This is a genomic window from Actinomyces radicidentis (genome assembly GCF_001553565.1).
GTDB classification, from domain to species: domain Bacteria; phylum Actinomycetota; class Actinomycetes; order Actinomycetales; family Actinomycetaceae; genus Actinomyces; species Actinomyces radicidentis.
The window spans coordinates 1,547,688-1,561,896 of the sequence record NZ_CP014228.1 but is presented as its reverse complement, the minus strand read 5'-3'; the positions used below and the strand labels follow the sequence as shown (position 1 = coordinate 1,561,896).

Sequence of the window (14,209 nt, the reverse complement as noted above, 5' to 3'; positions counted from 1 at the left end):
CGGCTGTCCACCGATCGGTGGACACGGGGCCTCAGGCCTCGACGAGGATGGTGACCGGCCCGTTCAGCTGGGTCTCGATGTCCATGTGGGCCCCGAAGCGGCCGGTCGCCACCTCCAGGCCCCGCTCGCGCAGGTCGCCGACGACGGCGTCGACGAGGGGCTCGGCCACCTCACCGGGCGCCGCGGCGTTCCAGGACGGCCGCCGGCCCTTGCGGACGTCGGCGTAGAGCGTGAACTGGCTGACGACGAGGACCGGGGCGCCGAGGTCCGTCACGGACACCTCGCTCCCCCGCTCGCCGTCGGAGGCCGGGCCCTCGAAGAGGCGCAGCTCGGCGATCTTCCGCGCGACCGTCGCCACCTGCTCGGGGCCGTCGTCGTGCGTGGCGCCGACGAGGACGAGGAGGCCGGGCCGGGTGATCTCGCCGACGACCTGCGGGCCGCGCCCGTCGCCGTCGTCGACGCGGACGGCGGCCCGGTCGACGCGCTGGAGGACGGCGCGCATCAGCGCCGCCGGCCGCCGTCGTTCCCGCGGCCGCCGCGGCGGTTCGGCCGGGTCTGGCTCGAGCCGTCCGTGCGGCGCACGCGCGAGCGGACCCGCACGGGCTTGTAGTAGTCGAGGGCGGGCCGGACGTCGGCGAGGTAGACGGCGTTCGCGACGAAGCCGAGCAGACCGAGCATCGAGCCGGCCCCGAGGAGCAGCACGACGAGGAAGCCGGCGGCGTTGACGCCCAGCCAGAAGCCCTTCGTGCGCTTGTCCGCGGCGACGAAGTGGTCCGCCGGGCGGCGGATGACGTCGATGAAGGCGAGGACTCCCACGAGGATCGCCGCCCACTGCAGCGCGAGGTACGCCCAGTGGACGAGCAGCTGGGTGTACATGGCGAGGGTGGCGAGGACGTTCACGCTGGCCACCCTAACGGCGCGTCACGAGTCAGTGGAGAAGCGACTTGCGGAGTCCCTCACCCGGCCGCTGGGCCGGGCTCACGGTCGCGCGCCCCTCCGGGGCCACGAGGAGCTCCTGGGCGGCGTCGACGCGACCGAGCACCTCGGGTGCGGCGCCTTCCTCGAGCTCGGCGGGGTCCTCCGTTACCTCGACGGTGAGGGCCGCGTCGGCGGGGGCGCCCCGCTTGATGAGGGCCAGGGCCATGGGGCCGAGGTCGTGGTGACGGGCCACGGAGGTCACCGTGCCGACCTTCTTCTCCCCCAGGCGCACGACGGCGCCCGGCAGCGGCAGCTCGCCGGCCATGCCGTCGAGCTGGAGGACGGTGAGGCGGCGCGGTGGACGGCCGAGGTTGAGGGTGCGGGCGATCGTCTCCTGGCCGGGGTAGCAGCCCTTGGCGACGTGGACGGCGGTGCGCAGCCAGTCGAGCTCGTGCGGGATGGCGCGGGCGTCGACCTCGCGGCCCCAGCGGGGGCGGCCGGCCTCGACGCGCAGCGCCTCCCAGGCGAGCGAGCCGGCGAGCGAGCGCGACGCACCGGGGCGGGCCGGGGCTCCGCGGAGGAGGCCGACGGCGACGGCCTCGACGCGGTCCTCGGGGACGAGGACGAAGCCGGCCCGGTAGCCGGTGCCGGGGTGCGGGCGGTCCAGGCCGACGTCGTAGCTGGTGCCGCCCTCCGTGACACCGGGCCACGGGTCGCGCCAGGTGCCCAGGCGGGCGTCGGCGGCCGTCGCGGCGGCCTCGAGCGCGTCGATCCCCTCGCCCATGGCGCCGAGGGCGACGACGTCCGGCAGGACGGTGACCTCCACGCGCAGCATGAAGCGCATGGAGCTGAGGAAGGCGGCGAGGGACTCGGCGTCGCCGGACTCGGTGACGAGGAGGAGGCGCTCGCCGTCGTCGAGGGCGGCCACGGCGTGGCTGATGTGGCCCTGGGCGTCGAGGAGGAGGGTCTCCGCGCCGCCGTCTCCCGGCGTCAGCCCGGTGAGGACCTGGCTGGACAGGGTGGTGAGCCAGGACAGGCGGTCCGGGCCGGTGACGGCGACGACGTCGCGGGCGAGCGCGCTCACCGCGCGGCCGGCCTCGAGGGCGTTCTGCTCGCGCAGGGGGCTGCCGTAGTGGGCGGGGACGGGCGCGTCGACGTCGCCCTCCGGGTTGGGGGCGGCGCCGTCGCGGTCGAGCAGCGGGCTGCGGCGCATCAGGCCCCGGTCCCCTCGGAGGACTCAGCGGCGTCGTCCTCGCCCTTCGCGCCGTCGACGAGATCGGCCCCGGCACCGACGCGCAGGGCCTCGTCCTCGGCGATGGCGCTGCGCAGCGCCGCACCCGGCTCGTTGGCCGGATCATCCGGGTCCTCGACCCGGCCGAGGCGGCCGGAGGCGTAGGTCTTGAGCTCCTTCTCGCCGAAGGCGGCCATGTCCTGGGTCCACATGAGGTCCCCCTGGACGAGGCCGAACATGCGGGTCATCTCGGTGACCTCGGCGGAGGTGCGGGTGCGGCCGACGGCCTGGGTGGCGACGTTGGCGCGCGGCCCCTGGATCCAGCCCTCCCAGACGGCGACGTGGCCGGCGGGGTCGTTGCTCACGAGCTCGAGGGTCGTGACGGGGGTCTTGGTGTCGGCGTCGTCGGAGTCGGGGGTCTCCTGGCCGACGGGACGCCAGTAGGTCGTCTCGGTGGACCACACCTGGGCGGGGGTGATGCGCTCGGCGCCCTCGAGGCCGGGCATCTCGAAGTCGAGGTTCTCGCTCCTGGTGGCGTCCAGGGTCCAGATCGTCGTCGTCTGGCGGACGTAGGGGCCGCCGTCGTGGTCGAAGGTCATCTCCTGGTAGACGGCCTGCTCGGGCACCGTCTCGCCGTAGGTGAGGATGCCGTAGCCGCGCCAGGTGCCGATGAGCCAGGCGAGCGGGTAGATCTCGGGAGACAGGTCGTCGGGGAGCGTGAAAGCCATGTCGGCAGGGTACGTGGCCGGGCGTCGGCGACGCCGTGTCGGGCGGCACGATCCCGCTTCGCCCTCGGCTCAGACGCGCCTCAGACGAGGGCCGTGAGGCCCCAGGAGAGGAGAGCGGCGACGGCGCCCGCGGCGGGCAGGGTGACGAACCAGGCGAAGGCGATCCGGCCGACGGTCCCCCAGCCCACCTGGCGGCTGCGCGGCGCGAGCCCGGCGCCCGTGATGGCCGCGGCGGCGGTGCACGTTGTCGAGACGGGGGCGCCGCCGACGAAGGCCGCGACGTAGAGGACGACGGCGCTCACCGACTGGGCGACGAAGCCCTGGGAGGCGTCGATCGGGGCGATGTCACCGCCGAGGGTGCGGATGATGCGCAGCCCGCCCATCCAGGTGCCCGCGGCGAGCTCCGTGGCGCCGCCCGCGAGGAGCGTCAGGAGGATGACGCCCATCGTCTTCTGGGCGTCCTGGAGGCCGTGGCCGAGCGCCATCATCGCGGAGGAGACCGCCTCGGTGAGGCAGAAGCGCGTCATGGTGCGCCCGTAGGGCTGGGCGGCGAGCCAGGCCCGCAGGAGGCTGGTGAGGGCCCAGGCGGCGACGAGCCCGATGAGGGGCGAGAGGACCATGGGGGCGACGGCGACCTGCGGGAGGCGCTCCCAGTGGACCTGCGCTCCGCCGGCGAGGCCGGCGCCCGCGAGCGCGCCGATGAGCGCCTGGGAGGAGGAGGACGGCAGGCCCCTCCACCAGGTGAGGAGGTTCCAGGCGAGCGCCCCGACGAGCGCGGAGCCGGCGATGAGGAGCCCTCGCACCCCGACGACGTCGTCGACGTCGACGATCCCGGAGCCGACCGTGAGCGCCACCTGCGTGCCGAGGAGGGCGCCGAGGAGGTTGAGGACGGCCGCCATGGCGAGGGCGCCGCGGGTGGTGACGGCGCGGGTTGCGATCGTGGCGGCGACGGAGTTGGCGGCGTCGTGGAATCCGTTGGTGAAGGCGAAGCCCAGGGCGATGACGACGACGGTCCCGGTGAGGAGGGTGGTGCCCACGGCGGCTCAGCCCTCGCGCATGGCGAGCAGCTCGACGCCCTCGGCGAGGAGCTCGAAGGCGTCGGCGGCCGCCTCGAGGCGCTCGAGGACCTCCTTGACCTTGACGAGGCGGATCGCGTCCGTCTCGGTGGCGAAGAGCTCGGCGATGGCGGCGCGGTAGACGAGGTCGGCCTCGTTCTCGAGGGAGTTGATCTCGACCCAGTACTCGCGCAGGGAGGAGGCGGCGCGCAGGGAGGGCAGGGCGGCGGAGGTGAGCTCGGCGCAGCGCTGGAGGATCTCGACCTGACGGGTGCAGGCGGGCGGGAGGGCCCCGACCTGGTAGAGGACGACGGCGTCGCCGGCCTCGTCGACGTAGTCGATGCAGTCGTCGAGGAGTCCGCCGATGCGGCGCAGGTCCTCGCGGTCGACGGGGGTGACGAAGGTGTCGGCGACGAGGCGCTGGAAGCCGAGGTGGATCTCATCGGCCTCGGACTCGACGGCGTGGAGCTGCTCGCGCAGCTCGGGGCGGTCGTTGAGGTCGGCGGCGGCGACGCGGGCGATGAGCGCGCAGCTCTTCTCGAGGCGGGCCGCCAGCTCGACGAGGGCGTGCAGGAGCTCCGCGTCATTGTTGCGGGGGCGCAGGCGCACGCTGACTCCTCGGATCTCAGTGGGTCTCGGTGCCCGGCGGGGCCGTCCCCGGCGCACTGGCCGACCGGCAGGTTAACGCACGAAGGTGAACAGGTTGCCCGGGCGCGTCGGGCGCCCTCCACGGGCCGCTACGGAGGCGCTGCGGGACCGTCCGCGGCCGCCCGGACCAGGGCACCCGGACCAGGGCACCCGGACCAGGGCACCCGGACGCGGTCGCCCGGGTGCGGGCAGGCTCGCGGGGTGGGACGCGGCTGCCCGCAGCGGGACGCGGGCAGCCCGCCCGGGCAGCAGGCCGCCCCGCCGCGAGCGGTGCTCGGGGCGGGGCGGAAGGAAGGACGTCGGGCCGGAGAGCGCCAGTCGGCGCGAATGCCGCTCGTGGCGGCTTGAGTTGGAGCCCGGGGCCCGTCGCGACCCGACGTCGCGAACGAGGATACAGGCGGGCGGGGCCGAGGACGAACGCGTCCGCCCGCCGCGGAGGCGGAAAGCACGGCCGACGCCGTCGGCGTTCCCCCGGAGGGCGGGGCGGGCCCCGGAGGGCACCGACGCGGTCCGGGACGTGCAGGCCGGGACGCGGCGGGGCGCCGTCGTCCCTCCCGGGCCGGTGGTCAGTCCTCCTCGGGCGGGTCGAGGCGGTACCCGACGTTGCGGACCGTCCCGATGAGGTGGTCGTGCTCGGTGCCGAGCTTGGCGCGCAGGCGCCGGATGTGGACGTCGACGGTGCGCGAGCCGCCGATGTAGTCCTCGCCCCAGACCTCATCGAGGAGCGCCTCGCGCGTGAGGACGCGGCCCTGGTTGAGGGCGAGGTACTTGAGGAGCTCGAACTCCTTGTAGGTGAGGTCGATGATCTGGCCGCGGATGCGCGCGGTGTAGGCGGTGACGTCGATGATGAGGTCGCCGACCTCGATGCGGTCCTCGTCCTCGACCTCGGGGGCGGGGGCGCGGTGGCGCAGGAGGCGCAGGCGGGCGGAGAGCTCGGCGGGGCTGGCCGCCGCCATGACGAAGTCGGCGGCGCCCCAGTCGGACTGGACGACGGCGGCCCCGCCCTCCTCGAGGACGAGCAGGACCGGGGCGCAGTCCATGGGGCCGGTGAGGAGCTGGCACAGGGCGCGGGCGCGCATGAGGTCGCCGCGGGCGTCGAGCATGACGACGTCGGCGTCGTCGATGGCGGAGTAGGAGGCGGGGGTGGGGGCGAGGCAGTCGACGTGAGAGTCGAGGAAGGAGGCCGAGGGCAGGACGTCGGCGACGTCGGCCTCGTGAGTGAACATGATGATGCGCACGGCGGCTCGCTCCTTCCACCCCGTCCTGCGGGGACCCGCTCAGTACACCACAAACGCTCATAACCGATGTGCGACGATGCGCTCCGTGGACACGACAGGCACAAGACAGGCTCCGAGCGCGGCGGACTACGGGACGCGCCGCGGCGGCAACCGGCCCGTCGAGCCCGGCCTGGCCGACCCGGGCTGGACCCGCCTCGCCTTCGCCTGCCTCGTGCCCGTCCTCCTCGCCGTCACGGCGCCGCTGCCCGTGGCCGTGCGCCTCGCGCTCGTCGTCGTGCTCGTACCGCTCACCGCGCAGGGCTGGCCGGCGCTCGTCCGCTCGAGCCACGACCATCGGGCCACGACGGTCGTCACCCTGACCGGGCTGGCGGCGGCGCTGGCGGTGGCGTGGCGGCACGACTTCGGGGCCGCGGGCCTCGTCATGGCCTTCTCCGTGCTCGGCTCCTTCGTCGCGCAGATGACGCGGCACGACGGGCGAGAGGAGCTCGTCGAGGACCTCTCGGCGACGGTGACGGGGAACCTCGTCGTCGTCTCCGGGGCGGGCTGGTGCGCGCTGGCGCCGGGGACGGCGGACCCCGCGGTCATCGTTCCGTGCGCGATCGCGCTGCTCACCGGGGCCCTGCTGACCACCCTCGAGGTGCGCGCGACGATCCTCGAGGCGCTCACCGTGGCGGTGCCGGCGCTGGTCGCCGCCATGGTCGGCGGCGTGCTGGCGCTGGTCGGCTTCTTCGGGGTTGCACACACGGGGGCGACGGCGGCCCTGCAGTCCGCGGGCGCGTGCCTGCTCGTGGGGCTCGTGGCCGGGGTCCTCATGGCGGCGGCGAACCGGGTGCTGTGGACGCACCGCTGGGTGCCCGGCGGCCGCGCGGCGGTGGCGAGCGCGATGGTGCCGATCCTGGCGCTGGGCGCACCGGTCTACGCGATCGCCCGTCTCATGGGCGGCTTCGTCGCCGGCTGACGCCCCCCCCTCGCCGAGATCGGGACATCCTGACTCTGAGATCGGGACATCCTGACTCTGAGATCGGGCGGTTCTCCACAGGGACGCTGAGCCGCCTGGAACGCCCCCGTGCCATCCGTCGACCATGAGCCCATGGTCAGCGCCGCCCACCCCGCTTCCCCGCCCAGGACAGCCCCTTCCCTCCCGTCCGCTCTCCTCCGCGCCAGGACGCACGGTCGACGCACGATCACGGACGGCACCCGAACCGGCGCCGTCACCCGAGTCCGTCGCGACGTGTATCTCGAGACCGATTCCCTTCAACCCGGATGGCTCGCTGCGGCGACGCGGCACCAGGCTCTCCTGGAAGCGGTTCGAGCCGATGGGGTCGACGGCGTCGTCGTCCTCGAGAGTGCTGCCCTGCTCCACGGAGCAGTGACGTGGCGGCTGCCCACCACGGTCCACCTCTCCGTGGGCTACCGCACCAATGGCCTGCGCCCACCCGCCGGCCGGACAGCACCGGACCAGCCGACCGCCGGCGACCTCAGCCCAGCGGATCGGCGACGGGCTCGCCGAGAGCGCCCTCTCACCAGACATCAGCTCGGCGTCGACCCGGCCGACGTCGTCCAGATCGACGGGCTGCGCACGACCTGCCTCGAGCGGACGATCGAGGACTGCGCGCGCTTCCTCGAGCCGGACGCTGCGCTCGTGGTGGTCGACTCCCTGCTCGCCGTCGCCACCGGAGCGGTGGGCCCGAACGGAGTGGTCCACGAGCCGGGCGCCGCACTCGACCGCCCCTGGGACCGGGCCGCGCAGATCAACGCAGACGCCTCAGCCCTGCGCAGCGCCGTGCTCGCTCGGCTCGAGCGGCGGGCAGGCGAGCGAGGTGTGCGACGAGCACGCGCCGTCCTCCACGCAGCCTCCCCGTGGTCCCAGTCCCCGTTCGAGACGGAGGCCCGTCGACTCTGTCTGGTCTTCGGGATCGAGCCGCCGACGCCGCAGCTCCCCGTCGCCACGCCGACGACGTCCCGGTTCCTCGACCTCGGCTGGGCCCGCCTTCGGCACGGGCTTGAGATCGACGGAGCCGTGAAGGAGGTCGGCGGCTCCGAGGCCGAGCTCGAGGCCCGTACGGCACGGGACGAGGAGCTTGATCAGGCGGGCTTCACTCTCCTGCACGTCGACCCGGCCACTGTGCGGGACGGGCTCTGGATGGTGCAGAGACTTCGGAACTTCCTCCCGGTGACCGCGACCGAGGCTCGCCCCGTCACGGACCTGCGGACCCGGATCGAGCGCAGGAGAGGCCGCGCCTGAGCGCAGTCGAGATCAAGATGTCCCGATCTCGAGGTCAGGATGTCCCGATCTCGGCGGGGGTGGGGTGGACTCAGTGGGTGGGACCGGAGGGGCGGGCGGCGCGGCGGAGCTCGGCGAGCCCGCGCGCTAGCACGGCGAGCGCGAAGAGGCTCCAGGCGGCGACAACGAGGGCTCCCGAGTGCGACACGGCCGCCAGCACCGCGAAGCCAGCGAGGACCGGGACGAGGACGAGCCAGGCGATCCCGGTGCCGCGGTGGGAGCGGCGGGCGATCTCGGGATCGGACTCGACGACGCCGTCCGCCCAGCGCGACGGCGAGCCGAGCTTGCCCCAGGGTTCGCCGGCGGCGAGCTCGCACGCGTCGGCGATGAGGCCCTGCCTCACGGCGCGGGGCAGGTAGTGCGCGACGGCGAGGCGGAGCGCAGCGACCCGGTACCAGCGCTCGGGGTTCGAGGGGCGCTCCCCTCCCGCACCGCCCGCGTCGACGAGGTGCCATCCACCGACGACGAGGACGACGCCGATGATCATCCCGAGCCACCAGGGCTCCTCGAGGCCGGTCACGAGGTGGGCGCCCGCGACGGCACCGACGCCGACGACGGCGGTGAGCACCCCGAACACGGCCCCGCGCCCGTCGCCGAGGCCGTAGCTGCGGACGGCGGACCAGAAGCCTCCGGCGAGCGCGATGAGACCCGCGAGCAGCACGAGCAGGCCGAGACCGAAGCCCTCCCGGGCGCCGTCGCCGAGGAAGTGCTGGAAGGGCCAGACGAGCACGAGGCACAGGCCGACCGTGACGGCGACGCCGGAGCACTGGGCGAGGACGTTCGCGGTCTGCCGCTCCTCGGCGTCGAGGGCGACATCGTCGGGGTGCTCGGCGACGAGCCCGTCCACGACGGACTCCGGTGAGCCGAAGGCCTGGTCGAGGGGCTCGGGGGCGCGGCCGTCGGCGGCCTCGTCGGCGCGCAGGGCAAGGATCGCCTCACGGTGCGCGGTCATGAAGCGGCCGGCGGTCTCCGCGGAGACGTCGTCGCGGCGGAGGAGCTCAACGCCGAGCTCGTCGTACCAGGCGCGGTCGGCCTGGGACAGGGCGGAGAGGTCGGGTCGGGGGGGCATCATCGGACTCCTTCGTGGAACGGGTTCAGGGTCGGTGGTGGGCGGCGGGGTCGGGGCCGGCCGCTCAGGGGCGGGCGGCACCGTCTCCGGGGGCCGGCGCCGGTGCGCCCGTCGGGTCGGGCGCGAGCACTCCCCCGACGGCGTCGGCGAAGGCGTTCCACTGCTCGCGGTGCGCGAGGAGGCGGGACAGGCCCTGCGGGGTGATGGCGAGCATCTTGCGGCCGGGTCCGCCGTCGCCGGCCGCCCAGGTGGCGGTGATGAGGCCGTCCTTCTCGAGGGTGGCGAGGACGGGGTAGAGGGCGCCGCCCTTGACGTGTCCGAGGCCGGCGGCCTCGAGGTCCTGGGCGATGGCGTAGCCGTAGGTCTCGCCGCGGGCGACGACGGCGAGGACGGCGGCGGGCAGGAAGCCGCGCAGCCAGGTGCTCGGGTAGCCGGCGACGTCGGCGGCCGCGATCTTGTCAGGTCCCATGACTAAATCGTAAACATGACTAGTTGAGGCGCCCTCCTCCTCGAGGACGATTCCTCGACGGGGTCCGCCGTCGCGCGCGCCGGACCCCTCCTCGCACGACGGCGCCCTCCCCGCGGGTGCGGGGAAGGCGCCGTCCGGACCAGGACGTCCCGATCTCGAGGTCAGGATGTCCCGATCTCGCGAGGGGGTCGGCGGGGATCACCCGAAGCGACCGGAGATGTAGTCCTCGGTGGCCTTCTCGTGCGGGTTGGAGAAGATCGTGTCGGTCGTGTCGAACTCGACGAGCTTGCCGGGCTTGCCGGTCGCCTCCAGGTTGAAGAAGCCCGTCATGTCCGAGACGCGGGACGCCTGCTGCATGTTGTGCGTGACGATGACGATCGTGTAGTCCGTCTTGAGCTCGCTGATGAGGTCCTCGATGGCCAGCGTCGAGATCGGGTCCAGGGCGGAGCAGGGCTCGTCCATGAGGAGCACGGAGGGCTTGACCGCGATGGCGCGGGCGATGCACAGGCGCTGCTGCTGGCCGCCGGACAGGCCCGAGCCGGGGCGGTCGAGGCGGTCCTTGACCTCGTCCCACAGGTTCGCGCCGCGCAGCGAGGACTCGACGAGCTCGTCCGCCTCGGACTTCCTCATGCGCTTGTTGTTGAGCTTCGCGCCGGCGAGGACGTTCTCGGCGATGGACATCGTCGGGAAGGGGTTCGGGCGCTGGAAGACCATGCCGATGGCGCGGCGCACCTGGACGGCGTCGACGCCGGGGCCGTAGAGGTTGACGCCGTCGACGACGACCTCGCCCTCGACGCGGGCACCGGGGATGACCTCGTGCATGCGGTTGAGCGTGCGCAGGAAGGTGGACTTGCCGCAGCCCGACGGGCCGATGAGGGCCGTGACGGTCTTGGGCTCGATGGTGACGTTGACGTCCTGCACGGCGAGGAAGTCGCCGTAGTAGATGTTCTCGTGCTTGACGTCGATGCGCTTGGACACGGGGTTCCTTTCAGGTGACGGCTGGGCGGGGCACGGCCGAGGTCTCGGCAGGGCGGGGCACGGCCGGGGGCTCAGTGGTGAGGGGCTCGAGGTGAGGGCGCTCGGCCCCGGTCACCTTCGGCCGCCCTTGGGGCTGAAGTACTTGGAGATGAGGCGGGCCAGGAGGTTGAGGAGCATGACGATGATGATGAGCGTGAGGGCGCCGGCCCAGGCGCGCTCCATGCTCGCGGTCGTACCGCGCGAGTACTGGTCGTAGACGAGGACCGGCAGGGTCGACATGGACCCCTTGGCCGGGTTGAAGTTCGTCGACATCGTCAGGCCCACGGTGATGAGTAGCGGGGCCGTCTCGCCGATGACGCGGGCGATGGCGATCATGACGGAGGTCGTGATGCCGGCGATGGCGGTGCGCAGGACGACCTTGACGACGGTGAGCCACTTCGGGACGCCGAGCGCGTAGGAGGCCTCGCGCAGCTCGTTGGGGACGAGCTTGAGCATCTCCTCGACGCCGCGGATGACGACCGGCGTCATGAGGACGCTCAGGGCGACGGCGCCGATGATGCCCGACTGGTAGCGCGGGCCGGCGATGAGCAGGAAGACCGAGTAGGCGAACAGGCCCGCGACGATCGAGGGGATGCCGGTCATGACGTCGACGAGGAAGGTGACGACCCTGGCGATCCACCCGCCGTCGTACTCGACGAGGAAGACGGCGGTGAAGACGCCCAGCGGGATCGAGATGAGGGAGGCGATACCGGTGATCTCGAGGGTGCCGATGATGCCGTGGTAGAAGCCGCCGTTGTCGTCGGAGGCGCCGCGCATGTTCGTCATGAGGAAGTCCGGGCCGAAGCGCACGGCGCCCTGGCTGAGGACCATCCACACGAGCGAGACGAGCGGGACCATGACGAGCCCGAAGGACAGGTAGACGAGGACGGTGAGGAGGGTGTTGCGGCCCCAGCGCTCCCCCTCCTTGACCCAGGACAGTGCCGTCGCGAGGACGACCCAGACGAGGGCGGTGGCGACGACGACGCCGGCGACGGACCAGCCGAGGGCCAGGCCCAAGCCGCCCATGAGGACGAAGGCGGCGGCGAGCGCGCCCCAGATGAACCAGCTGGGCAGCCGGTAGGAGGTCAGCGGGATGCCCTCGATGGCGGCCTCCGACGGCGAGGCCAGGGGGTCCTCGTCGGGGGTGCGCGTGGCGGTGGTAGCAGTGCTCATGTCAGTTGGCTCCCGAGAACTCGGAACGACGGGCGATGATCCAGCGCGCCACGGAGTTGACGGCGAAGGTGATGACGAAGAGGACCAGGCCGGTGGCGATGAGGACGTTGACGCTCATGCCGAAGGCCTCGCGGAACTGGCTCGCGATGTTCGCGGCGATCGTCTGGTGCTGGCCGGCCTGGAGGATGTGGAAGTTGATGCTGAGGCCGCTCGACATGATCATGAGGACGGCCATGGTCTCGCCGAGGGCGCGGCCGAGGCCGAGCATCGAGGCGGAGATGATGCCGGAGCGCCCGAAGGGCAGGACCGCCTGGCGGACCATCTCGTAGCGGGTCGCGCCGAGCGCCAGGGAGGCCTCCTCGTGGAGGGTCGGCGTCTGGAGGAAGACCTCCCGGATGGTCGCGGTGATGATCGGCAGGATCATGACCGCGAGGACGAGGCTCGCGGTGAGGATGTTCTTCGCGGGGGCGGTGTAGTCGGCGAAGAGCGGGATGAAGCCGAGGCTCGTGGTGAGCCACGCGTACAGCGGGCTGAGCAGCGGCACGAGCCAGAGGAAGCCCCACAGGCCGAACACGACCGAGGGGATCGCCGCGAGGAGGTCGACGAGGTAGCCGAGGCCCTGGGCGAGGCGGCGAGGCGCGAAGTGGGAGATGAACAGGGCGACGGCGACGCTCAGCGGGACGGCCACGACGAGGGCGATGACCGAGGAGAGCAGCGTGCCGAAGACCAGCGGGGCGACGTAGCCCCAGAACGTCCTGCCCTTCATGAAGGAGACGTCCTCGAGGTCGGCGCTGCGGGCCGTCAGGGCGGGCACGGCCTCCTTGACGAGGAAGGCGGTCACGAGCGCGAGGACGATCATGATGAGGACGCCGGCGCCGAAGGAGAGGCCGGAGAAGACCCGGTTCCCGGTGCGACCGGGAGCCTTGCCGGCGGTGATGGACGCGCCCGTGGCGGGCGTGTCGGGTGCTTGGGTGGTGGTGGCCACGAGGTGCCTTCCTGGGTTCGGGCCCGTCGGGGCCTCGTCGGTGGTCCGGTGCTCAGCGGCTGACGGCGTCGCGGCGACGGCGTCCCCGGGTCGGGTCGGGGCTCCGACCCGGGGGGCGCCCTCAGCGTCGGTCGCGGACCGGGACGCGGGCCCCGTCCCCGCACGCGGGGACGGGGCCCGTGTCCTGGCGTCGGTGCGTCAGGCGCTGATCTTGGCGATGGCGGCCTCGATCCTGGTGCGCAGGTCGTCCGAGATCGGGGCGGAGCCGGCGGCGTCGGCCGCGGCGCTCTGGCCGTCCTCGGAGGCCATGTACTCGAAGTAGCCCTTGACGGTGGCGGCGATGTCCGCGTCGTCGTACTTCTGGTGGGCGATGAGGTACGAGACGAGGATGATCGGGTAGGAGCCCTCGGCCTCGTGGTCGATGTCGTAGGTCATCTGGGTGTCCGTGGCGGTGTCGGACAGCTTGGAGGCGTCGAGGGTCTTGGCGGCGGCCTCAGCGGAGTAGGCGACGAAGCTGCCCTCCTTGCCGACGGCGACGGTACCGAGCTTGTCGGTGACCTTCGAGGCGTCGGCGTAGCCGATGGTGCCCTCGGCGGCCTCGATGGTGGAGACGACGCCGGAGGTGCCGTCGCCGGACTGACCGCCGTCGATCGGCCAGGTCTTGGCGGGCTCGTCGGTCCAGACGGAGGAGGCGACGTCGGCGAGGTACTCGGTGAAGTTCTCGGTGGTGCCGGACTCGTCGGAGCGGTGGACCGGGACGATCGTCGTGCTCGGGAGGGTGGCGTCGGGGTTGAGGGCCTTGATGGCGTCGTCGTCCCAGGTGGTGATGTCGCCGTGGAAGATCTTGGCGATGACCTCGCCCGTCATGTTGAGGTGCTTGTCCCCGGTGAAGCCGGAGAGGTTGTAGGCGACGGCGATCGGGGAGATGTAGAGCGGGACCTCGACGATGTCGCCCGCCTTGGACAGGTCGTCGTCCTTGAGGGCGGAGTCGGAGCCGGCGAAGTCCACGGCGCCCTCGAGGAACTTGGTGACGCCCGCGCCGGAGCCGCCGCCGCCGTACTCGACCGAGGCGCCGGGGTTGGCGTCCATGAAGGCGTTCATCCACGCCTCCTGGGCGTCCGCCTGCGAGGTCGCGCCCGCGCCCTTGATGGCACCGGCGAGGTCGCTGCCGGAGGAGCCGGAGCTCGCGGAGTCGGAGGAGCCGCCGGCGTCGGAGCCGCAGGCGGCGAGAGTGGCCAGAGCGGCGACGGAGAGCGCGGAAACGGCGCTGCGACGGGAGAGGTGCACGGGAAACCGTCCTTGTGGAGTCTCATGGGCCGGTGCGCGCGGCCCGCGGAAGAACCGGCCGATCCGGCCGGTGGCTCTGACGGTAGGGAGGCGCGGTGACGCGACGG

At 73.0% G+C, this 14,209-nt stretch carries 15 protein-coding genes; 2 read left to right on the top strand and 13 right to left on the bottom strand.

What is annotated here, in order from left to right; genetic code table 11:
• Positions 1–31: 31 nt before the first annotated feature.
• From dtd to AXF14_RS06545, 7 genes are all read right to left on the bottom strand, one after another.
• The gene (gene dtd / locus AXF14_RS06575; RefSeq protein WP_067941850.1) at positions 32–502 is read right to left on the bottom strand and encodes a D-aminoacyl-tRNA deacylase; all 471 of its coding nucleotides are present in this window, start codon (positions 500–502) and stop codon (positions 32–34) included.
• A complete protein-coding gene (locus AXF14_RS06570; RefSeq protein ID WP_067941848.1) occupies positions 502–900 on the bottom strand; it encodes a DUF2516 family protein in 399 nt (132 codons plus the stop codon). The genes dtd and AXF14_RS06570 overlap by 1 nt, the downstream gene beginning before the upstream one ends.
• A 28-nt stretch (positions 901–928) precedes the next feature.
• On the bottom strand, positions 929–2,131 hold the full coding sequence (gene ygfZ / locus AXF14_RS06565; RefSeq protein ID WP_067941846.1) for a CAF17-like 4Fe-4S cluster assembly/insertion protein YgfZ: 1,203 nt from the start codon (positions 2,129–2,131) through the stop codon (positions 929–931).
• Positions 2,131–2,877 carry a heme-binding beta-barrel domain-containing protein gene (locus AXF14_RS06560; RefSeq protein WP_067941843.1) on the bottom strand — a complete coding sequence of 249 codons (747 nt, stop codon included), beginning with the start codon at positions 2,875–2,877 and terminating at the stop codon, positions 2,131–2,133. The genes ygfZ and AXF14_RS06560 overlap by 1 nt, the downstream gene beginning before the upstream one ends.
• Before the next feature lie 80 nt (positions 2,878–2,957).
• On the bottom strand, positions 2,958–3,914 hold the full coding sequence (locus AXF14_RS06555) for an inorganic phosphate transporter (RefSeq protein ID WP_067941841.1): 957 nt from the start codon (positions 3,912–3,914) through the stop codon (positions 2,958–2,960).
• Positions 3,915–3,920: 6 nt separating this feature from the next.
• Complete coding sequence (locus tag AXF14_RS06550) at positions 3,921–4,541, bottom strand: DUF47 domain-containing protein (RefSeq protein WP_236755312.1); 621 nt, start codon at positions 4,539–4,541, stop codon at positions 3,921–3,923.
• A gap of 605 nt (positions 4,542–5,146) precedes the next feature.
• Complete coding sequence (locus AXF14_RS06545; protein WP_067941839.1) at positions 5,147–5,818, bottom strand: response regulator transcription factor; 672 nt, start codon at positions 5,816–5,818, stop codon at positions 5,147–5,149.
• An 85-nt stretch (positions 5,819–5,903) separates the two neighbouring features.
• Here AXF14_RS06545 and AXF14_RS06540 point away from each other — a divergent pair, with 85 nt between their 5' ends.
• A complete protein-coding gene (locus AXF14_RS06540; protein WP_236755309.1) occupies positions 5,904–6,776 on the top strand; it encodes a tellurium resistance protein TerC in 873 nt (290 codons plus the stop codon).
• 411 nt (positions 6,777–7,187) lie between these two features.
• The gene (locus AXF14_RS06535) at positions 7,188–8,063 is read left to right on the top strand and encodes a hypothetical protein (protein ID WP_150118437.1); all 876 of its coding nucleotides are present in this window, start codon (positions 7,188–7,190) and stop codon (positions 8,061–8,063) included.
• Between the two features lie 70 nt (positions 8,064–8,133).
• On the opposite strand, the gene AXF14_RS06530 is transcribed toward AXF14_RS06535, so the two are convergent.
• The 6 genes from AXF14_RS06530 to pstS form a co-directional block, all read right to left on the bottom strand.
• A complete protein-coding gene (locus AXF14_RS06530) occupies positions 8,134–9,171 on the bottom strand; it encodes a hypothetical protein (RefSeq protein WP_150118436.1) in 1,038 nt (345 codons plus the stop codon).
• A gap of 64 nt (positions 9,172–9,235) precedes the next feature.
• Positions 9,236–9,640 (bottom strand): PadR family transcriptional regulator, encoded by a 405-nt coding sequence (locus tag AXF14_RS06525; RefSeq protein WP_067941834.1) that lies wholly within the window; start codon positions 9,638–9,640, stop codon positions 9,236–9,238.
• Between the two features lie 198 nt (positions 9,641–9,838).
• Positions 9,839–10,618, bottom strand: a complete 780-nt coding sequence (pstB, locus tag AXF14_RS06520; RefSeq protein ID WP_067941832.1) for a phosphate ABC transporter ATP-binding protein PstB — start codon at positions 10,616–10,618, stop codon at positions 9,839–9,841.
• A gap of 111 nt (positions 10,619–10,729) precedes the next feature.
• Positions 10,730–11,830 (bottom strand): phosphate ABC transporter permease PstA, encoded by a 1,101-nt coding sequence (gene pstA / locus AXF14_RS06515; RefSeq protein ID WP_084355412.1) that lies wholly within the window; start codon positions 11,828–11,830, stop codon positions 10,730–10,732.
• A gap of 1 nt (position 11,831) precedes the next feature.
• Entirely contained in the window at positions 11,832–12,815 is a 984-nt protein-coding gene (gene pstC, locus AXF14_RS06510) for a phosphate ABC transporter permease subunit PstC (protein WP_084355411.1), read from the bottom strand.
• A 198-nt stretch (positions 12,816–13,013) separates the two neighbouring features.
• Positions 13,014–14,102 carry a phosphate ABC transporter substrate-binding protein PstS gene (gene pstS, locus AXF14_RS06505; RefSeq protein ID WP_067941830.1) on the bottom strand — a complete coding sequence of 363 codons (1,089 nt, stop codon included), beginning with the start codon at positions 14,100–14,102 and terminating at the stop codon, positions 13,014–13,016.
• Positions 14,103–14,209: the final 107 nt, after the last annotated feature.